Here is a 20,466-nt window from a genome sequence, read left to right on the forward strand (position 1 = left end):
TACGTCAACGAATGTGGTCACGCCGCTAAACTTTACGTCATTACCGGTTACTATATTTAAGCAGGAAGCATGATAAACACCTCCCGATGCTTACTGAAAATTATAAGGCCAGCACATCCAGGAACCCGATAAAAGACGCCTTATCAGGCCCGGCATCTGAAAAAGAGATGTAATGCATGCTGGCTATCAGCAAGGGACTGTTTGTCTGGAAATTAATAATTAAGGTTAATTGGTATTATAGGGAAGTGGATCTCAGCATATACTCGTGATACCTCAGGCTTCAGATTACTCGTGCCCTCTCAGTCTCACCAGACCTGGTCTGTGCTGCCATCCCGGCATGTATCTTCACGTTTATCGTGTATATAACTACTGTCCCTCCTGGGGAGGCCACATTACTGACAGTAACAAATTGAATATGGCAGGCAGGTAACACGTCCTGCGACAGTGCAAAAAAAACAGCACCCGCTGTTCCTTTGAACTCAACTAAAGGAACAGCACAATGAAAAGACATTACCCACACTTTAAAAAAATCACTCCCGATGATTTCCTGCTGAATCTGATTAATCACCATCTTAATCAGCTCCTAGCATGTCACGCTAAGATACTGGCATTTCGAATGGATTTTGATTACCAGCGAGGTACCAGCCGGTTCATTCGTAATTCCTCCGCAGAAATACAGGATGATCTCAGAGAGCTCACTCAGGCGATGATGAACCTTCCAGGCGTTATCGGTTGTTTCTGGGTGCTGGAATGGACATCAGAAGGAGAGGTACATGCCCATGCGATTTTTTATCTTAATGGTCAGGAGCATCAGAAATCATTCCCATTTATTTTACAGGCGGGAGTGCTGTGGCAACAGATTACCCATGGTGAGGGCAAATACCAGAGATGCAGGCCACAGGAATATCATCAGGACAATATTAACAATGTTGTTGAATATCACAACAACGAAGCCATCGACAGCCTGAGACGTATAGCCAGCTATCTGGCAAAAGAAGACCAGAAATACGGATTACCAATCTGGGGATACAACGACATTCCTTCGCCAGCCAGGCAGGGCAGACCGAGGAAGTTTAGTTAGTTTTTTACAGCAGCACCGGTTGCTATGCCGGAGCGGGCAGCAACGTTTAATCACCCGACTCCGGTACCCATTCAGCTACCGGAGAATCAAACCATGACCAGTAAACCTTCCCTGTCTGAAGACCAGTTCGTCGATATGGCTTTTATCACCCGCCTGCTGGGGGTCAGTGATAAATGGATTTACCGACTCATCAAGGATGGCCTCTATCCAAAACCCATCAAACTTGGACGAAGTTCACGCTGGTTGCAAAGCGAAGTCGAAGCCTGGCTGCAGGCCCGTATTGATGCATCCCGTCCTCAGCGCTAAACCCCTTCCCGTTCGTTAACCCAAAACCAGTGCGTCATCTCGTATCCGCCTCTTGCGGAGTCTTACGGCTGCATGTCAGTTACTCATTTAAGGAATATCAGAAATGAACAATTCACCCTTACTCAACCATTACCAGGTCTGGCTGGATGATTTTACCCGCGTCAGTCTGTTCCATGGTTTATGCCAGCAGCACATCTCGCAGTGGCACAGGCTGGCGATAACCGCCTGCCCGATGCCAGGCAGTAGCGTAACAGAAGTCGTCATTCCACAGTGTCTGCTGCCGGTCACCCGCACCGGTCGACTGGGATCATGTACTGCCGCCCCCGGTCTGACTAAACACACCGATTATGCCCTTCTGCCCGGTGTGCTGCTTAGCGAATGTTATCGACTGGGGAAAAGTCGGCTGGCAGACCAGTTACAGATGTTATTCCGGCTTAATGTACAGCCCGGTATGCGCCAAGCGCTGACCCTGCTGTGCTGGTGTGAGCTGGCAACAGGTAAGGATATGGAGGAATGGTATGCGCTGCATCTGCCACTGCCTGACACGCTGACGCAATGGTTGGCAGTAAAACAGCGGGCATACCGGGGACTGAAGACGCTGACTGACGGTTACATTCGTGCCACCCAGCCGATGTGAGGGACGGATAATGCTGATACCAAAATGCTATATTGCACAGCGTAAAACCGGTGAGATTTTCGCTGTCAGCCAACTGAATTCAGGCGATGAAGAGTGGTTCTGCCATCACTGCCAGTGCCCGTTGATTTTCCATCCCCCCACCATAACGTCACCGCCCTGGTTCGAACACGACATACTTCAGGGACAACCAGAAGCACTGCTGCAATGCCCCTATCTGGCCCCCGTCAATGGAAAGCCTTCAGCAGTGGCTAAGCTACAGCGCCTTCTGGCACAACTCCCACCGGTCATCACGACCACACAATGGCAATGTACCATGTGCGGCCTGTCATATGGCGGTGAGAAGTGCTGCCCTCAATGTAGAAAAGGGATATACAGTCGGGAGATACGAATTTAGCGATACGTACCAGGCAATCATGGGATTGATTGGTACACCAGAAAGTTATTATATGCGGGGATATAACTTCGGAGTAAAAATCAATCACTTTCCATCACCCTGCCACTGGTGCTGGTGGATTGAGCATTAGTACTCCACGACGGGTTGGTAATATTAATTGATTAACCAACTGATATATAAACAATACTACCCCAGCACCACACCCTATACGCTCACTCATACACGACAGCCTTAATGGCTGGTATCACCCTTTAAATCCTTAATCCCTTTAACAGCCCATTACGGGTAAGGCTTTGCCCTGCCCGTAATTCATTACCCAAGGAAAATTATATGTTTGACAATATCTGTCTCGATAGACGGCATGCACCATTCAACACTACTTACCTGCAGCGTATTCTACGCGTTATAGATAACGCGACTACAGAGCACGCACGCACGATGGCAGTTCGGGTAGATCTGCGTCTTCCTGACGATATTCCCACTAACCGGCAGGGTCTGATATCTCGATTCATTGAATCCCTTGATGCAAAGATTGCAGCGCGCTACAGAAGTAAGTTGAAGCAGGGTAAACGAACATATCCATGCCACCTTCGCGATGCCTGGGTTCGGGAGGTAGGTGAGATTAATCAGAAATCGCATTACCACATGGTGTTGTTCGTGAATAACGATACGTTCAATGGACTGGGGAGTTACAAAGAAGACGGGACGGGCCTGGCGTCTCTGATACGAGAGGCCTGGTTGAGTGCTTTACAGCTTAGTCACTGCCCAGAGCACTGGACGCTAGCCCGCTTTCCCGATAATCCACTTTATTACCTGGACGTTAATTCCGCTGGTTGCAACGAGGTTTATGATCAACTGACGTTTCGGTTAAGTTATTTTGCGAAAGAACGCACCAAAGATTACAGCAGGGAAGAACGGTCCTTTGGATGTAGCCAAAACTAATTGTTAATCAAAGAAAAATTGTTTTTAAAATCTTTACCCCGCTGACTTCTAACCACTTATATCGATTGGTGAGGCCTTGGAAACCTCCAAATAATACGCTATATTTCCATTTTTCCAGAAATATAGAAATGAAATGCAAGTGGAGCTTTCAAAAGCAGCAGATACCCTGAAAGAGCTGGGTCATCCCACGCGCCTTAGCGTTTACAGAGAGCTGGTTAAAGCCGGGCATGAGGGGTTACCGGTTGGCGAACTGCAGAAGCGGCTCGAAATCCCTGCGTCTACGTTGAGCCATCATCTCTCATCGCTGATATCAGTCTCTCTGGTACGCCAGGAGCGCAAGGGTAGAACGCTCTATTGCCATGCTCGATATGAGAACCTTGAGGCTCTCATTACCTTCCTGACAGAAGAATGCTGCTCAGGGACTGACGACTGCCTCACCCTGCCCCAGAAGACGGAGAAGTAAAATGACAGGCGATCTTAAGAATGTTGATTCAGGTTTGTTTGACACCTCAATCACAGAGGCAAGATTCGGTATTCCTGCCATTCCCCATCCTCCTCGTATCCTGATGCTGTACGGATCTGTACGTGAACGCTCTTACAGCCGATTAGCAACGGAAGAAGCAGCAAGACTGCTGACTGCGATGGGTGCAGAGGTGCGGATCTTCAATCCCTCTGGTTTGCCTCTTCCTGATGATGCACCAGATTCGCATCCCAAAGTCATGGAGTTGCGTGAGCTGGTTCGTTGGGCCGAAGGCATGGTGTGGTGCTCACCTGAACGCCATGGTGCAATGACCGGCATAATGAAGGCTCAAATCGACTGGATACCTCTATCGGAAGGGGCCGTTCGCCCGTCGCAGGGGAAGACGCTTGCCGTCATGCAGGTCTGCGGTGGCTCCCAGTCTTTCAACGCCGTAAACCAGATGCGCATTCTTGGCCGTTGGATGCGGATGATCACCATCCCGAATCAGTCCTCTGTGGCAAAAGCCTGGCAGGAGTTTGATGAAGATGGACGCATGAAGCCGTCGTCTTATTACGATCGCATCGTGGATGTGATGGAAGAACTGGTGAAATTTACTCTGCTGACCAGAGGTAGCTCAGCTTATCTCGTCGATCGCTACAGCGAACGAAAAGAGTCTGCAGAAGAACTTTCCCGGCGGGTTAATCAGAGCAAAATCTGAGGGCTGGTATGAGTGATGTAACGGCATTCAACAACTGCATGAGCGTGTTCTGGCGACAACATGAAGCCGAACTCTCTCGCTTCCTGACATCGAAGACAGGTGATAGCGAAAAAGCAGCAGACCTGCTGCAGGAGCTATTCCTGCGTGCCCGCGCTCATTCAGACAGTTTCTGCGAGATGGAGAATCCACGAGCCTGGCTATATCGGGCGGCGAGGAATCTACTGATTGATGAGTACCGCACCACCAGGGAGTTTGTTGAGCTGGAAGAAGATGCCCCATTAACAGACGCATCCCCTGATGCAATCTCAACGCTGGATATTTGCCTGCCTGAAACATTACAGGCTTTACCCGAAGATGAGCGGTGGTTGATTGAAGAGTCCGACCTTAACCGGCGTCCCCAGCAGTCTCTGGCCGATGAACTGGGAATCACGCTTACGGCGTTTAAATCCCGTCTTCTTCGGGCCAGAAAGCACCTGAAAGAAACGATGACAGAACTTTGTCAGATTGAGGCGGATGACACGTCTCCCGTCTGCTGCCACAAAAAAATGAATTAAGCGCACATCTTTTTCCCATTACCTTCGTTTACCTCAGTGTAAAGCCAAATGACTAAACACTGAGGTAAACAGTCCATGTCAAAAATTGAGATCTTTGAAGCAGCAGGTTGCTGCGCAACCAGTAGCGTTGTGGTCAGCGACGAAGCAGTCAAATGGAACGCCAGCGCCGAATGGGCGAAAAAGAATGGCGTTGATATTCAGCGCTACAGCCTTGCGAAAAACCCGCAGCAGTTCCTGAATACCCCTGTCATCAAAGAGTTTCTGAACACATCAGGAATGGAATCCCTCCCTGTCACCTTGCTTGACGGCAAACTCGTAATGGCAGGAAAACTCCCGACCCGTGAAGATATCGCCCGTTGGGCAGGTATTCCGCTGACTCAGGACTGGAGTGAAGACAGCACGCAACCACGCTGCTGCAGCATTCCACGTATGCCTTAATTCCAGAGGAAATATCACCGATGAATATGCCATTTTTAAAAGACATTCCCCCGTTCATCTTCTTCACCGGTAAAGGAGGCGTGGGTAAAACATCTCTGGCCTGTGCTACTGCGGTATGGCTGGCCGATCAGGGTAAGAGAACGCTTCTGGTGAGTACCGATCCGGCTTCCAATGTCGGCCAGGTATTTAGCCAGACTATCGGCCACCGAATCACCGATATCACCACCGTAGAAAACCTAGCCGCGATGGAAGTTGATCCGATGGCTGCAGCGCAAGCTTATCGTGACCGCGTGCTCGACCCGGTTCGCGGGTTGATGCCAGCCGATGTAGTCAGCAGCATTGAAGAGCAGCTTTCAGGTTCATGTACCACGGAAATCGCTGCGTTTGATGAGTTTACTGGTCTGCTCACCAATCATGAGCTGCGGGAAAAATATGACCATATCGTATTTGATACCGCGCCAACCGGCCACACCATCCGCATGCTTGAACTGCCGGGAGCCTGGAGCGGTTATCTCGAAGCGAACCCTGATGCCGCTGCAAACCTCGGACCTCTGGTAGGACTGGAGAAACAACAGCACCAGTACTCTGATGCGGTTAAAGCGCTGTCTGATGCAGCACTCACGCGCTTAGTGCTGGTTGCCCGTGCCCAGGCTTCAACACTGAAAGAGGTTTCCCATACGCACGATGAGCTGTCTGTTATCGGTTTGCAGCATCAGCACCTTGCCATTAATGGTGTGCTGCCGCCGTTTGCGGGTGAAAATGATCCACTGGCGCAAAGTATTCTGGCTCGGGAAGAAAAAGCATTACAGGCAATGCCTGATAATCTGGCTAATCTTCCCCGCTCACAGCTGTATCTGAAGCCATTTAACCTGGTCGGTCTGGAAGCCCTGCGGGAGCTATTTACCCAGAGCAACGCCGCACCGGCTCTTCCTGCTACCACGCTGAATGCTCTGGATTTACCGAAACTTGCTTCACTGGTTGATGAACTGAGCCAGACAGGCAAAGGGCTGGTCATGACGATGGGTAAAGGCGGTGTAGGTAAAACGACCATTGCAGCATCGGTCGCGGTATCGCTGGCGAAGCGTGGTCATAAGGTCCACCTGACTACATCCGACCCGGCGGCACATCTGTCTTACACGCTGGATGGTTCGCTGCCAAATCTTCAGGTTAGCCGTATCGACCCGAAGGTAGAGACAGAGCGTTATCGCCGTTTTGTACTGGAAAACCAGGGCAAAGGGTTAGATGCAGAAGGACTGGCGGTGCTGGAGGAAGATCTCCGCTCGCCATGTACTGAAGAGATCGCCGTCTTCCAGGCATTCTCGCGGATCATCAAAGAGGCCGACGACCATTTTGTCATTATGGACACCGCGCCAACGGGTCACACGCTTCTGCTACTGGATGCAACTGGAGCCTATCACCGGGAAATGGTGCGCCAGATGGGGCAAACACATGACCATGTGATGACGCCAATGATGCAATTGCAGGACCCGGAGAAGACAAAAGTGATTATCGTGACGCTTGCCGAAACGACACCTGTACTGGAAGCAGCAAACCTGCAGCAGGATTTGCGTCGCGCTGGCATTGAGCCGTGGGCATGGGTTGTTAATAACAGCCTGGCGGCAGCTGAACCGTCTTCACCTTTCCTGAAGACCAGGGCGAACCGCGAGCTCCCTCTCATATCTGATGTGGAAGAGCAGTATGCAGAACGCATTGCATTAACAGCGCTACAGAGCGAAGAGCCTGTCGGTATTGACCTGCTGGAAGATATGGCGAAGTAACAATAAAGGGGGCATTAGCCCCCTTCATGCTTTGCTGTCGCTCTATTTTCCCGATGGATAATAAAGACCTCTGTCATTTTCCAAAAAGTATCTTTTCAAGTTCAATTAACTGTTGCTGAGATTGCTCATTGAGGTGGGCCTCGGCCTGGTCATACCAGGTCAGCAGGCTACGCCCCAATGGCGTCAGAACTGTCCCACCACCTTTGTTACCACCAGTGGAAGTGATTACAACTGGCTGACCAATTCCCTTATTCAAAGTGTCAATTAAGAGCCATGCTCTTTTATAAGGTATCCCCAAATCTTTAGCTGCCGCCGAGAGAGAGTGAAAACCATCAATTGCTCTTAAAAGGTCAATCTTCCCCGGCCCCAGAGAAATGTTGTCATTAATATAGATCCGTGGTCTGACTAATATTAAGTTCGATTTAAGGGGCTTACTTTTCATTCTGATACCTTTTTCAAAATCATTTTCTCTGTGATGCGGAATAGTCCAAAGCGTAAACCACCATCATCTTTGCCGGGTATGCTTAAAGGTTTTGATTGCGGAAATAAGCAGTACCACGCCCAACAGAGTCATAAGTACTCTTACCGGGAACATACCGAGCATAAGGCCCCCAACAGCGGCCCCTATAACGGAACCGATGACCATCCACACAAAAAGTTTTTTCTCTTTTCTCAGGATCTGGAAAGCATCAGCATTAGTGTAGCGAGAAAAACCCACAATCATCGTCGGTAAACTGATCATTAATGACAAACTGCCAGCCAGTTTAATATCAGCCCCAAAAAGGATAACAATGGTTGGTATAAGGAGCTCTCCCCCTGCAACACCCAGCAGAGCAGCAACATTCCCGATGAAGAAACCCGCAATAACACCCGCAATAATGGTCGCGATTCCGGGCTGGAATAATCCAGCGGAGCTATCATGCAAAGGCATCCATGTTTCTGAAAGCATGACGAATGACAGGATAACAAGCAGGAGCAGAATGGTTCTGTCCAGCCAAATACGGGACATTTTTATGGCTCTTCCTGCTGCCCACCATGCACCGATAAGGCTCCCGGCCAGCAAATTGATGACAATATCAAGATGAGCAAACAGCTGGTCGATGGCGATGGATTTTGTGCGGAATATCAAAGCAACAGCGACAACAGTAAGGCTCATTGCTTTGTTAAAAATAACCGCTTCCAGCGTCGGCATTTTGAAACTACCCATCAGGACGGGAAGGCGGAACTCAGCACCACCAAGACCAATCAAGCCGCCTAAAGCACCTATTAACGTGCCTGATAAAAAACCTTTTCCATTCCGTTTCGAATCTGATGACATGTATTTACCTTTCCCGTTATGTCATTTTTGACATAACGGGAAAGGTAACATAAAAAATGTGGACTCTGGAAGCGTATATTTGACTTTCTGGAGGGAAGAAAAAAGATGATATGAAAGGGCCGGGGAATCAGCCCTTTCATTAAATGAAATTACTTGTTGTCGATTCGTTTTCCGCTAGCGTCAACCACCTTCTCACCGTCTTCCTTGGTGAAAGCCGCTTTCTGGGCATCTGGAAGGATATCCAGAACCACCTCCGAAGGACGGCAAAGTTTAGTTCCCAGTGGTGTTACCACAATCGGACGGTTAATAAGGATCGGATGTTGCAACATAAAGTCGATGAGCTGATCGTCAGTAAATTTATCTTCTGCAAGACCCAGTTCCTCATACGGCTCGACGTTCTTACGCAGCAAAGCACGGACGGAAATGCCCATATCCGCAATGAGTTTGACCAGCTCATCGCGTGAAGGTGGAGTCTCAAGGTAAAGAATAACGGTCGGCTCGATACCGCTGTTGCGGATCATCTCCAGCGTATTACGCGACGTGCCGCAGGCCGGGTTGTGATAAATAGTGATATTGCTCATATCAGTATCTCATTACAAAGTGAAAGAGAGACGTAGCGCCAGCGCTGCCAGCGTTACAAACAGCACAGGCAGAGTCATGACGATCCCGGTGCGGAAATAGTATCCCCAGGTGATGGTCATATTCTTCTGTGAAAGGACATGCAACCAGAGCAGCGTTGCCAGGCTACCAATAGGTGTAATTTTAGGTCCCAGATCGCAGCCAATCACGTTGGCATAAATCATCGCTTCTTTGATAACGCCTGTTGCGGTGCTGCCATCAATAGAGAGAGCGCCAACCAGCACGGTAGGCATGTTGTTCATTATGGAAGACAGGAAAGCCGTCAGGAAGCCAGTACCTAGCGTCGCGGCCCAGAGTCCTTTATCCGCCAGTACATTCAGCACACCAGAAAGGTATTCGGTTAGCCCGGCGTTGCGCAGACCGTAGACCACCAGATACATCCCCAGCGAGAAAATAACGATCTGCCAGGGTGCCCCACGCAGCACTTTACCGGTGTTAATGGCATGGCCTCGTTTAGCTACTGCAAACAGGATCACAGCTCCAACAGCAGCAATCGCGCTTACCGGGATACCCAACGGCTCAAGGACGAAAAAACCAACCAGAAGAAGGATCAACACTATCCAGCCGGTTCTGAAAGTTGCCAGATCTTTAATCGCTTTTGCCGGTGCTTTCAGGAGAGCCAGGTCGTAAGTCGATGGAATATCTTTTCGGAAGAACAGATGCAGCATAACCAGCGTGGCAACAATGGCTGCAATATCAACCGGCACCATTACCGACGCATACTCGGTGAAGCCCAGTCCAAAGAAGTCTGCAGAAACGATGTTAACCAGGTTGGACACGATAAGCGGCAGGCTGGCTGTATCGGCAATAAACCCGGCAGCCATGACGAATGCCAGTGTCGTGCCTTTGCTGAACCCTAATGCCAGCAGCATGGCGATGACTATCGGCGTCAGAATAAGTGCCGCACCGTCGTTGGCAAACAGTGCCGCCACCGCCGCACCGAGCAGAACGATATACGTAAAGAGCAAACGTCCACGACCGTTACCCCAGCGGGAAACGTGCAGCGCTGCCCATTCGAAAAAGCCGGACTCATCAAGCAGCAGGCTGATAATAATTACGGCAATAAAGGTCGCCGTCGCGTTCCAGACGATATTCCACACCACCGGAATATCGCCCACATGCACAACGCCAGATATCAGAGCCAGTCCCGCGCCCAGCATTGCACTCCAGCCGATCCCTAATCCCTTTGGTTGCCAGATAACCAAAACAATGGTCAGGACAAAAATAGCGCCTGCCAGTAACATAAAACCTCCTGACAGGGCGACTTTGCCGCCCTGTATATGCAAAAAAATTAACTCATCAACTCTCTGAGCTTTTCAATACCAGCGGGCTCTGACGCCAGCACCGGAACAAGCGCTATACGGTTAGAGTGCTGATTCTTAACAGCCTCAATCTGAGGCAGTTCCTGCCGAGCGCGCTGGCAAAGCAACGGAGAACGCGTATCCGCAGTGGAAAGGCTGTTATTGATAATCCAGCCCCACGGATGAATCCCCGCTCTTTCAAGGTCAGCCTGCAGGTTTGCCGCTTCCAGTACCGGTGTGGTTTCGGGCAGAGTGACCAGCAGGACTTTGGTGCGTTCCGGGTCCTGAAGCTGCATCATCGGAGTGGTAAAATGACCTTTATCCCCCATCTTCCTGGCAATCTCACGGTGATAAGCCCCGGTAGCATCAAGCAGTAATAGCGTATGCCCGGTAGGTGCCGTATCCATGACCACAAACCGTTTGCCTGCTTCACGGATTACGCGTGAGAACGCCTGGAACACCGCAATCTCTTCCGTGCAAGGAGAACGTAAATCCTCTTCGAGCAGCCGTTTCCCTGCTTCGTCTAGATCTCTTCCCTTCGTCTCAAGGACATGCTGGCGATAACGTTCGGTTTCATCGTGAGGGTTGATTCGGCTGACCTGAAGGTTTTTGAGGCTGCCGTTCAGCGTTGTACTCAGGTGCGCAGCAGGATCAGAGGTCGTGAGATGCACGTCAAATCCCATGTCTGCCAGCCTGACGGCGATAGCCGCTGCCATCGTGGTTTTACCTACGCCACCTTTGCCCATCAACATAATCAGGCCGTGCTCACTGCGAGCGATATCATCGACCAGGACAGACAGCGACATATTCTCTGGCTTGTTCTGTGTGCTTTGTTCAGGAAGCGATGTTATCTCAGCGTGTTCGTTGAGCAGGCCTTTCAATGCGGACACACCAACCATGTTCAGCGGCTGAAGGTATAAGTTGTCTGTCGGCAAATCAGATAACCCGGCAGGAAGATTTGCCAGTACCTCCTGCTCACGTTGCCATATCGCAGCGGCCAGGGCGTCATGTTCAGCTTCGGTTTTAGGCAGCACACCATTAATAACCAGGTACTGGTTTTTCAGGCCAATTGCAGCCAGTTCTTCATGGGTGCGGGCGACTTCCTGCAGCGTAGATTTTTGCAGTCGTGCAACCAGAACCAGGCGGGTACGTTCAGGATCGGACAACGCCTCTACTGCATGAGCATACTGCTCACGCTGCTTTTCCAGCCCGGCCATTGGGCCAAGACAGGAAGCACCATCTGGATTACTTTCAATGAAGCTACTCCAGGCACCGGGAAGCTGGAGAAGGCGAATCGTGTGGCCCGTCGGCGCTGTATCAAAAATGATGTGATCGAAACGGGTCAGCAGGGAAGCGTCTGTCAATAAGCCGGTGAACTCATCAAACGCCGCAATCTCAGTGGTACAGGCTCCTGAAAGCTGCTCGCTGATACTGTTAACAACATCATCAGGCAGAAGACCTTTGATAGGATCAACGATTCTGGCGCGGTATTGCTGGGCGGCTTCCTGCGGGTCAATCTCCAGAGCAGAAAGCCCAGGAACTGCCGTCACAGGGCGAATGGTATTACCGATAGCCTGATCGAATACCTGACCGACATTGGAGGCCGGATCGGTACTGACCAGCAAAACCCGCTTACCCTGTTCAGCAAGGCGGATTGCCGTCGCGCAGGAAATAGAAGTTTTACCTACACCTCCCTTACCGGCAAAAAACAGGTAAGGCGGGATATTCTGTAAGAATTTCATATGTCCTCCTGACATATTCAGCAACAGGAAGTATTACCACCACAGCAGTTGGTGGGAGTTAACCCTACCTTCTCCAGCGGAATACCGAACCAGCGAGCCAGCTCAGCACGTTTTGGGTATCGCCCTGCCATCACCGTTTCACCGTCCAACAGCAGTAGCGGAAGACCTTCTGCTCCAGATGCTTCGAGGAATGCTTTCGCTTTCTCATTCTGCACAAAGCTCATGGGCTGCTGCGCCAGGTTGTAACGTTCAACCTGTACACCACGTCCTTTCAGCCACTGCACATCAGCAGAAAAATCAACCAGAACCTGATCGACATCTGAGCCACATACGCCGGTACTGCAGCACATTGCCGGGTCAAACACCGTTAACGTCTTCATTCTGAATACCTCACATTTGGAAAAACATATATGTTCAGGCAAATTTTTTAGATGCAAACAGCCTTACCGCTACCAGAGCAGTTTGCCGATGCCAGCTTACGGGCGATGGCCTGTACGTCGTCCTGTTGGCTTAACCAGGCCTGCTCAATCACCTGAGCAGCCCAGGAAGGAATATGCGGGGATAAGCGGTAGTGAACCCACTTGCCCTGCTTGCGATCCAGCAATAGACCACTTTCCCGGAGCATTGCCAGGTGGCGGGAGATCTTGGGCTGTGACTGTTCTAGCGCAGTACAAAGGTCGCACACGCACAACTCTCCCATCTCTCTAAGCAGCAACACAATGCCCAAACGGGTTTCATCGGAGAGGTTTTTGAAGAGTTGTAATGCTGTAAAAATCATAGTCGTTCCCCTACCTATCTGGCTCTATGATACTCGGCGAAAGATTCCTTGCAAGATCACATATGGTAAATCAAATGTATAGCATAAATAGCGAACGCACAAGTTTGTGCGTTCGCTATTAACTAAAGGAATCATTCAGTAAGCCGACAAGTATCGACAAAAATATCGAGGTTTAAATCCAAAGGTTTTGATAAAAATGTTCTCTCATGCTTCCCATCACCAATAAAGAATAAATTCGTACCATCAGGGAAGTAACGATTTTTAATATCTTTAACCTTGGCTCTTCGGAATGCACTTATCTCTTTACCATCTTTCAAGAGGTTATCTTCAGCATACTCAGACATTGATATAAATGATTGAGTATCAGTCGGAAGATTTTTTCCCACAAACGACAGTATGAGATCAAAATTTCTGTCATCGATATCTTCCTTAAGAATTGCGTCAAGCATAAATGGAAGTCGATGTATATTGTCTGTTTTTCTTATTAAAGAATTTAATGCAAAATGATATGACATTACAGTTTTATGAAGTTCAACCCCTTGAAAAGGAAATGAATTTATTTTATAAAGATCTGTATATCTAGGTTCTGTTACATTGAACAACTGCATATCATTAAGATATTTTTTAAATATTTCCTTGAAATCTTTTTCTTTGTTAAACCGCTCGACAAAAAGAGACTGCTCCTCTCCCATCCCATCAATTAATCCTTTAATTTCATCAGACCTTTTTGTATGTTCTTCTATCTCTTCATGAATATTGCCTAACAGACGTATATTTGCTTTATTATCGATCCATGTGTTAACAGATAAATTTTGTGATTTTTTCTCAAGAAAATATGAATACTTTGAAGATATATCAATTTCTAACTTTTTAATCTTCGCAAGTGAACTATTAATATCAGACTGTATTTTTTGTACTTTATTATTTATTTGCTCCGATAGTTTATCAGTATCATTGATGTTTTGATAATAACCATATAACCCTTCTAAGGAATAAGGAAGTATTTGCGTACATGCAGGACAACGATCAATACTGTTATAGTTTTGGTTTTTAATATTTCTTTTAGTTCTTCTTAGTATCTTGACATGATTTTTAGTTAAGGATAACTTATTACACAAACCAGTATATACATCACGTTCTTCGTCTAATGATGCTACTAATTTTATATAACCATCTATATACTTCTGAGCCTCATCACCAAACTCTTCATCCAGTAATTTAGAAACAACAAAGTGAGGCTCGGCGCTATATTTACTCAATGAGGAGATCTTCGACTGAAGTTGTGTCCGCTCTTTTGTTAATTTATAAAAATATTCTTTATCAAAAGAATTTTCTATGCCAAGATAATAATCAAGATACGTATCTTTAAAGTCTTTATAAAAACCAAGATTAGAGAATGACTCTCTTAAATAAACCCACCCTACAGATTGAGAAATATAATAAGGCAGGAACATGCATTCTATCGATGCTTTTTTTAGCTCACCCTTCTGTTCTAAAAGCATGTTAAAATCAAATAATTGAGATAACATCTCCTTAAGCTTCACATGTTCAACTCGACCATCAGAGTCAATTCCATGAAAACTAAAAACATTTCCCCCATCCTCTTTTAAATATATGCTACCAAGCTCTCTTACTATTATATATTTTTTATCTACGCCTCCTTTAGTGATGCTGAAATCCAATCTGAACGTAGGGTTGTATCGAATAATTTCGCTCAAGCCATCTTTAACATCGTTAATTCCAAAGGTAAATAAAATACTTTGTATTAAAGTACTTTTACCTGAGGTATTACACCCACTTATTATGTTTATTTTATTTGAAAACTTTTGGTCGAAATATAAATTATGACTTTCAGAGACAACAAACAATCTATCAAACTTTATAATTGTCTTCATGGTTTACCTTAATCGTAGCACTCAACGTATGAACACAGAACTGCAAAAAATGTATCAATATTATCTAGGTTTATAGAATGAGATTTTCTAACATTATCAACATATGCAGTTAATGCGTCTTGAAGAGAAAAATATTGAGTTGTGTAATCATTATTTCTAACAAAGTCTTTAATGATTTGATAATCGTAATTACTCATATCCTTGAGTAGTTCAAAAGAGTTAAGTATATAGTTTTCATGATTTTTCTGTATGCTAAGTGGTATTCTGAATTTCATTGAGAATTGCTGTGCTTCGTCACGCCAATAGTCGAATGCCTTTTGCTGTGAATCAATTATATTCATAACTTTCTTAACATCTTCGCCTTCAACCCTTTTTGTTGGATCGAGTAGACATATTTCCTGTCCTTGATTATATACAGTTTCCACATTTCTAAATAGAGCAAGTATTACCTCGATGGCTGCTTTCGAGTCAGCTATATGAGAAAACTTTCTAGACATAAGTCCAATAAGCGATTCTTTTTGTTTTGCAGCTGTTCTTGGAAAATCTACCCACTGAATTTTTAGGTTACTTAGTTCTTTACGATGGAAAACAGAAGATTCTTCATTACAAATATCTGTAACTTTCTCTTCAATTTTATTCTGAATGTTTTTATGTAATTCATCATAAGCACAGATAGAGTTTTGCTCATTAATCCTTAATATCTGCTCAGTAATACCTTCTTTTTTTAACGCCTTTGACGGTGAATATTTTAATTCTATTTCTGTATTTGATATAAATGTTAGCTGGTGTTTATAATCTTCACTTTTTTCAAAAGCATCATTTCTTAAGTTTTCGCCCACCAATAGTATTTTAGATACCATCTCAGAAAACCTAGAATCGATAGTCCATATTTTCCCGCTAAGTTTCTTTGCTTGATAGGCATGTATCTCGTTTATATAACTTAAGCAATCAGTTTTATAACAAAATAGAAAATCATCGTGATGTTCGATACAAATAAAGAACTCTTTATTGATAAAAGAATTGAAATTATCTAACAAAAGATACAATGCACAGTTTCTTTGAAACTCAAAACCAGTTAACGCATCAACCCCGGCGTTTGCCGCTTTATTTTTAGCCACCCTGCTCTCCTACAACAGCTAAAAATTTCCATCGTCATCCAGTGATGGATGTGGATGCAAATTAAACCATTTAAGGCGATGTGTATCACGAAAATCAAAAAAAATAAATTTGTAAGATCACTTTTAGTGATCTAATGCACTGTTTTAAATACTGTTTTTTTATACAGTTGAAAGATGGCACCTCTAGGGAAAACTTTAAAAACTCGTTTTCCCTATTTACAGGCTTATATAACCTTAGTTAAAGATGCTTCAATATAATCCGCATACCACTGCATCATCTCCCTCCGCCCTTCCAGATATAACGCATGGTTATACGTCCCGCGAATCGCATTCTTATCAACGTGAGCCAGCTGGGTTTCAATCCATGCTGTATTGAACCCTTCCTCATGCAAAATCGTACTCATCGTGTGCCTAAAACCATGTCCCGTAACCTTTCCTGTATATCCAATCCGTTTGAATACCTGATTAATGCTCGCTTCACTCATCGTCTTACGGGGATCATTACGCCCTGGGAATACCAGATGATATTGTCCAGACATCACTTTGAGCCGCTGTATGATTTCCAGCGCTTGGGTAGAGAGGGGGACAAGGTGAGGCCGTTTCATCTTCATTCGCTCTGCAGGTATTTCCCACACCGCTTTCTCAAGATCAAACTCACTCCAGAAAGCCCCCCGAAGCTCGCCGGTACGAACTCCCGTAAGGATTAGCAAACGTGCGGCAAGAACAACTAACGGGCTGCCTGTATAGCTAGAGAGAGCTTTAAAGAAGTCTGGTAGCTCCTCAACGGTAAGGAAGGGATAATGCTTCGATTCATGTCCTGACATCGCGCTGGTTAGATCCGCCGCAGGATTGTATTCCGCGCGGCCGGTAACGATGGCATAACGAAAAACTTCGCTGCAGCGCTGGCGAACCTTCTTGGCCTTCTCTGTTGCGCCACGGCTTTCCATTCGACGTAGCACATTCAGCAGGACCAAAGGCTTGATGTCATTCACCGGCAGTTGGCCAATATAAGGGAAAATATCTTTATTGAAGGCTTCGATAATGTCGGAGGCATAGCCTTCTGACCACCGGCTCACCTTCGTTCCGTGCCATTCAAGTGCCACAGCCTGAAACGTATTATTGAGCTGCACATCGCGAACCAACTTTTCTTCTTTCTTGGCAAACGATGGATCGATACCTTCGGCCAGCTTTTTCTTGGCTTCATCACGTAGTGCCCTCGCTTGTGCAAGGGACACTGCCGGATAGACACCAAAAGCCATACGCTTCTCTTTTCCATTGAAGCGATATTTCATCCGCCAGTATCGAGAACCAGAAGGAACTACTTCGAGATACAAGCCTGCACCATCTGCTAGCTTATAGGCTTTCTCTCTGGGTTTAGCAGCATCTACCTGTCGTGCATTAAGCTTCATTGGGGGCATCTCCCTAGACCGAACACAGAATGCCCCCACTTATGCCCCCAACTGCGACTTGATTTCGGTTGAGTCCAGTTGATAACAGGAGATAAGATACGGGCCAGAAACCGCAGTATACGGGCTTTTAGTTGATTTCGGTAGACTTGGGAAGAGTTTGAAATGGTGCCGATAATAGGAGTCGAACCTACGACCTTCGCATTACGAATGCGCTGCTCTACCAACTGAGCTATATCGGCCCTGATGAGGACATGCCCACGAGTGTGAACACGGGGTAGAAGGTTAAAACTAACCGAGTGATGCGTCAATAGCCTTGCGAATCAAGTGGCTGATTTTGCATCACCCGGCGTTAATTAGGCACGAATCGTGTCGTCGCCAAAGCCGATCCACTTGTAGGTGGTTAGCGCTTCCAGCCCCATTGGACCACGGGCATGTAATTTTTGCGTGCTGACGGCGACTTCCGCCCCGAGACCGAACTGACCACCGTCAGTGAAGCGCGTGGAGGCATTCACGTACACCGCAGACGAATCCACTTCATTCACAAAACGGTTCGCGTTGTGCATGGTGCGCGTCAGGATGGCGTCGGAGTGCTGGGTGCCGTGCGCGCGAATATGCGCGATGGCGTCATCCAGGTCAGCGACAATTTTGACGTTCAAATCCAGCGACAGGAACTCGTCGTCAAATTCTTCCGCTTTAACCGCCACCACGTTCGCTGGCCCCGCGCTCAACGTGGCAAACGAGCGCTCATCCGCATGTAGCGTCACGCCGCTCTCAGCCATCTGCTGACTCAGCGCGGGCAGGAAACGCGCAGCGATGTCCTGATGTACCAACAGCGTCTCTACCGTGTTACAGGTACTCGGACGTTGCGTTTTCGCATTGACGATAATCTTCAACGCCGGAGCAATCTCTGCGCTATCGTCGACAACGATGTGGCAAACGCCAATCCCGCCGGTAATCACCGGAATGGTCGACTGCTCGCGGCACAACTTATGCAGACCCGCGCCACCACGAGGAATCAGCATGTCGATGTATTTATCCATGCGCAGCATCTCATTCACCAGCGCACGGTCGGGGCTTTCAATTGCCTGAACCGCCGCTTCCGGTAAACCGCAGGAGATTAACGCCTGCTGGATCACGCGTACGGTGGCCGCATTGGTGCGGTATGTCTCTTTACCACCGCGCAGAATTGCCGCATTACCCGTTTTCAGGCACAGGGAGGCGACATCAACAGTGACATTCGGTCTCGCTTCATAAATGACGCCAATCACGCCCAGTGGCACGCGGCGACGCTCCAGACGCAGCCCGCTGTCCAGCAGTCCCCCGTCAATCACCTGACCGACCGGATCCGCCAGATTACAGACCTGACGGACATCATCAGCAATTGCTTTCAGCCGCGCAGGCGTTAGCGCCAGGCGATCGAGCATCGCCTCACTCAGACCGTTCGCGCGCGCTTCGGTTACGTCCTGCGCATTCGCGTTCAGGATAGTTTCCGTTTGTGCTTCAAGCTCATCAGCTATTTTTTCCAGTACGCGATTTTTTTCGCGGCTGGAGAGCAGCGCCAGTTTGTACGACGCCGCTTTGGCAGCAATGCCCATTTTTTCCAGCATTTATCTGCTCCTTAACGGGTAATCATGTCATCGCGATGGACGGCGACAGGGCCATATTCATAACCCAGAATCGCGTCGATCTGTTGGGAGTGGTGTCCGGCAATTCGGCGCAGCGCGTCGCTGTTGTAGCGGCTCACGCCGTGGGCGATGTCGCGCCCTTCCTGGTTACAGATACGGATCACTTCACCACGTGAGAAGTTGCCTGTCACGCTTTTAATGCCTTTTGGCAACAGGGAGCTGCCGCGTTCCAGAATAGCCGCCGTCGCCCCTTCGTCCACGGTGATTTCACCGGCAGGCGGCGCGCCGAAGATCCAGCGCTTGCGGTTCTCCAGCGGAGAAGCCTGCGCGTGGAAGCGGGTCCCGACAGAGATGCCTTCCATCACGTCACCAATCACGCCCGGCTTGCTGCCAGCGGCAATGATGGTGTCGATACCGGCGCGACAGGCGACGTCAGCGGCTTGCAGCTTGGTACCCATACCGCCCGTTCCCAGCCCCGACACGCTGTCGCCGGCAATAGCGCGCAGCGCATCATCAATCCCGTAGACATCTTTAATCAGCTCAGCTTGTGGATCGGTACGCGGATCGGCGGTGAACAGCCCCTGTTGGTCGGTTAACAGCAGCAGTTTGTCTGCGCCGGCGAGGATCGCCGCCAGCGCGGAGAGATTGTCGTTATCCCCCACTTTAATTTCCGCCGTGGCAACCGCATCGTTCTCATTGATTACCGGAACAATATTGTTATCCAGCAGCGCACGCAGGGTGTCGCGCGCATTCAAAAAGCGTTCCCGGTCTTCCATATCCGCCCGCGTCAGCAGCATCTGCCCGACGTGAATGCCGTAAATCGAAAACAGCTGTTCCCACAGTTGAATCAGTCGGCTCTGCCCAACCGCAGCCAGCAGTTGCTTGGTGGCAATGGTCGCAGGCAGTTCCGGGTATCCCAGGTGTTCACGCCCGGCAGCGATAGCGCCCGACGTGACGATAACAATACGATGTCCTGCGGCATGCAGCTGCGCACACTGACGAACAAGTTCTACGATGTGGGCACGGTTAAGGCGGCGCGATCCGCCCGTTAGTACACTGGTGCCGAGTTTTACCACCAGCGTCTGGCTGTCACTCATGATTCTCTGCCGTTCAAAATAGGGAAAATGATAGTAAACGAACGTTTTAGCAGGACTGGCCCCGGTTGCCAACAAGCAGCGCACAAAGCATAGAATTTTGTTGTGCTGGATCAGCAAGCGTAGCGGTAGTTTTTGACGTTTGTATTACCGAAACAGAAAAACATCCTTTTTTAAAATTATTCTTACTTTGTCATAAAAACTTCACCCCAGAGCGATAAAAACCCTCCTGTCTTTCA

Annotated in this window: 22 protein-coding genes and 1 tRNA gene; 10 read left to right on the forward strand and 13 right to left on the reverse strand. The window is 48.1% G+C overall.

Annotated elements, in window-relative coordinates:
• Positions 1-499 precede the first annotated feature (499 nt).
• The 10 genes from GBC03_24485 to arsA (GBC03_24530) all read left to right on the forward strand — a co-directional run bounded on the left by GBC03_24485 (position 500) and on the right by arsA (GBC03_24530) (position 7,308).
• The gene (locus GBC03_24485) at positions 500-1,081 is read left to right on the forward strand and encodes an inovirus Gp2 family protein (protein QFS73136.1); all 582 of its coding nucleotides are present in this window, start codon (positions 500-502) and stop codon (positions 1,079-1,081) included.
• Between the two features lie 93 nt (positions 1,082-1,174).
• Entirely contained in the window at positions 1,175-1,387 is a 213-nt protein-coding gene (locus GBC03_24490) for a helix-turn-helix domain-containing protein (protein QFS73137.1), read from the forward strand.
• A 103-nt stretch (positions 1,388-1,490) separates the two neighbouring features.
• Entirely contained in the window at positions 1,491-2,024 is a 534-nt protein-coding gene (locus GBC03_24495; GenBank protein QFS73138.1) for a secretoglobin family protein, read from the forward strand.
• 10 nt (positions 2,025-2,034) lie between these two features.
• Complete coding sequence (locus GBC03_24500) at positions 2,035-2,418, forward strand: hypothetical protein (GenBank protein QFS73139.1); 384 nt, start codon at positions 2,035-2,037, stop codon at positions 2,416-2,418.
• A 330-nt stretch (positions 2,419-2,748) separates the two neighbouring features.
• A complete protein-coding gene (locus tag GBC03_24505) occupies positions 2,749-3,360 on the forward strand; it encodes an inovirus Gp2 family protein (protein ID QFS73140.1) in 612 nt (203 codons plus the stop codon).
• 139 nt (positions 3,361-3,499) lie between these two features.
• On the forward strand, positions 3,500-3,823 hold the full coding sequence (locus GBC03_24510) for a metalloregulator ArsR/SmtB family transcription factor (GenBank protein QFS73141.1): 324 nt from the start codon (positions 3,500-3,502) through the stop codon (positions 3,821-3,823).
• Between the two features lies 1 nt (position 3,824).
• Complete coding sequence (arsH, locus tag GBC03_24515; protein QFS73142.1) at positions 3,825-4,538, forward strand: arsenical resistance protein ArsH; 714 nt, start codon at positions 3,825-3,827, stop codon at positions 4,536-4,538.
• 8 nt (positions 4,539-4,546) lie between these two features.
• A complete protein-coding gene (locus tag GBC03_24520) occupies positions 4,547-5,092 on the forward strand; it encodes a sigma-70 family RNA polymerase sigma factor (protein ID QFS73143.1) in 546 nt (181 codons plus the stop codon).
• A gap of 75 nt (positions 5,093-5,167) precedes the next feature.
• Positions 5,168-5,530 carry an arsenic metallochaperone ArsD family protein gene (locus tag GBC03_24525; protein QFS73144.1) on the forward strand — a complete coding sequence of 121 codons (363 nt, stop codon included), beginning with the start codon at positions 5,168-5,170 and terminating at the stop codon, positions 5,528-5,530.
• 20 nt (positions 5,531-5,550) lie between these two features.
• On the forward strand, positions 5,551-7,308 hold the full coding sequence (arsA, locus tag GBC03_24530; GenBank protein ID QFS73145.1) for an arsenical pump-driving ATPase: 1,758 nt from the start codon (positions 5,551-5,553) through the stop codon (positions 7,306-7,308).
• A gap of 73 nt (positions 7,309-7,381) precedes the next feature.
• Here arsA (GBC03_24530) and GBC03_24535 read toward each other — a convergent pair whose 3' ends face one another.
• The 13 genes from GBC03_24535 to proB form a co-directional block, all read right to left on the reverse strand.
• The gene (locus GBC03_24535) at positions 7,382-7,750 is read right to left on the reverse strand and encodes a LysR family transcriptional regulator (GenBank protein ID QFS73146.1); all 369 of its coding nucleotides are present in this window, start codon (positions 7,748-7,750) and stop codon (positions 7,382-7,384) included.
• Positions 7,751-7,813: 63 nt separating this feature from the next.
• On the reverse strand, positions 7,814-8,626 hold the full coding sequence (locus GBC03_24540) for a TSUP family transporter (GenBank protein QFS73147.1): 813 nt from the start codon (positions 8,624-8,626) through the stop codon (positions 7,814-7,816).
• A 149-nt stretch (positions 8,627-8,775) separates the two neighbouring features.
• A complete protein-coding gene (arsC, locus tag GBC03_24545) occupies positions 8,776-9,207 on the reverse strand; it encodes an arsenate reductase (glutaredoxin) (protein QFS73148.1) in 432 nt (143 codons plus the stop codon).
• 12 nt (positions 9,208-9,219) lie between these two features.
• Complete coding sequence (arsB, locus tag GBC03_24550; protein QFS73149.1) at positions 9,220-10,509, reverse strand: arsenite efflux transporter membrane subunit ArsB; 1,290 nt, start codon at positions 10,507-10,509, stop codon at positions 9,220-9,222.
• A 47-nt stretch (positions 10,510-10,556) separates the two neighbouring features.
• A complete protein-coding gene (gene arsA / locus GBC03_24555) occupies positions 10,557-12,308 on the reverse strand; it encodes an arsenite efflux transporter ATPase subunit ArsA (GenBank protein QFS73150.1) in 1,752 nt (583 codons plus the stop codon).
• A gap of 17 nt (positions 12,309-12,325) precedes the next feature.
• Positions 12,326-12,688 (reverse strand): arsenite efflux transporter metallochaperone ArsD, encoded by a 363-nt coding sequence (arsD, locus tag GBC03_24560; protein QFS73151.1) that lies wholly within the window; start codon positions 12,686-12,688, stop codon positions 12,326-12,328.
• Positions 12,689-12,735: 47 nt separating this feature from the next.
• Positions 12,736-13,086 carry an As(III)-sensing metalloregulatory transcriptional repressor ArsR gene (gene arsR / locus GBC03_24565; GenBank protein ID QFS73152.1) on the reverse strand — a complete coding sequence of 117 codons (351 nt, stop codon included), beginning with the start codon at positions 13,084-13,086 and terminating at the stop codon, positions 12,736-12,738.
• A gap of 131 nt (positions 13,087-13,217) precedes the next feature.
• Positions 13,218-14,981, reverse strand: coding sequence for a hypothetical protein (locus tag GBC03_24570; GenBank protein QFS73153.1), 1,764 nt, complete (start codon positions 14,979-14,981; stop codon positions 13,218-13,220).
• Between the two features lie 8 nt (positions 14,982-14,989).
• Positions 14,990-16,099 (reverse strand): hypothetical protein, encoded by a 1,110-nt coding sequence (locus GBC03_24575; GenBank protein QFS73154.1) that lies wholly within the window; start codon positions 16,097-16,099, stop codon positions 14,990-14,992.
• 224 nt (positions 16,100-16,323) lie between these two features.
• The gene (locus GBC03_24580; protein ID QFS73155.1) at positions 16,324-17,508 is read right to left on the reverse strand and encodes a tyrosine-type recombinase/integrase; all 1,185 of its coding nucleotides are present in this window, start codon (positions 17,506-17,508) and stop codon (positions 16,324-16,326) included.
• Between the two features lie 163 nt (positions 17,509-17,671).
• A tRNA-Thr gene (locus GBC03_24585) sits at positions 17,672-17,747 on the reverse strand.
• 114 nt (positions 17,748-17,861) lie between these two features.
• Positions 17,862-19,115 (reverse strand): glutamate-5-semialdehyde dehydrogenase, encoded by a 1,254-nt coding sequence (proA, locus tag GBC03_24590; GenBank protein QFS73156.1) that lies wholly within the window; start codon positions 19,113-19,115, stop codon positions 17,862-17,864.
• Between the two features lie 11 nt (positions 19,116-19,126).
• On the reverse strand, positions 19,127-20,230 hold the full coding sequence (proB, locus tag GBC03_24595; GenBank protein QFS73157.1) for a glutamate 5-kinase: 1,104 nt from the start codon (positions 20,228-20,230) through the stop codon (positions 19,127-19,129).
• Positions 20,231-20,466: the final 236 nt, after the last annotated feature.

The sequence above is a fragment of the Citrobacter telavivensis genome (genome assembly GCA_009363175.1).
In the GTDB taxonomy this organism is placed as follows: domain Bacteria; phylum Pseudomonadota; class Gammaproteobacteria; order Enterobacterales; family Enterobacteriaceae; genus Citrobacter_A; species Citrobacter_A telavivensis.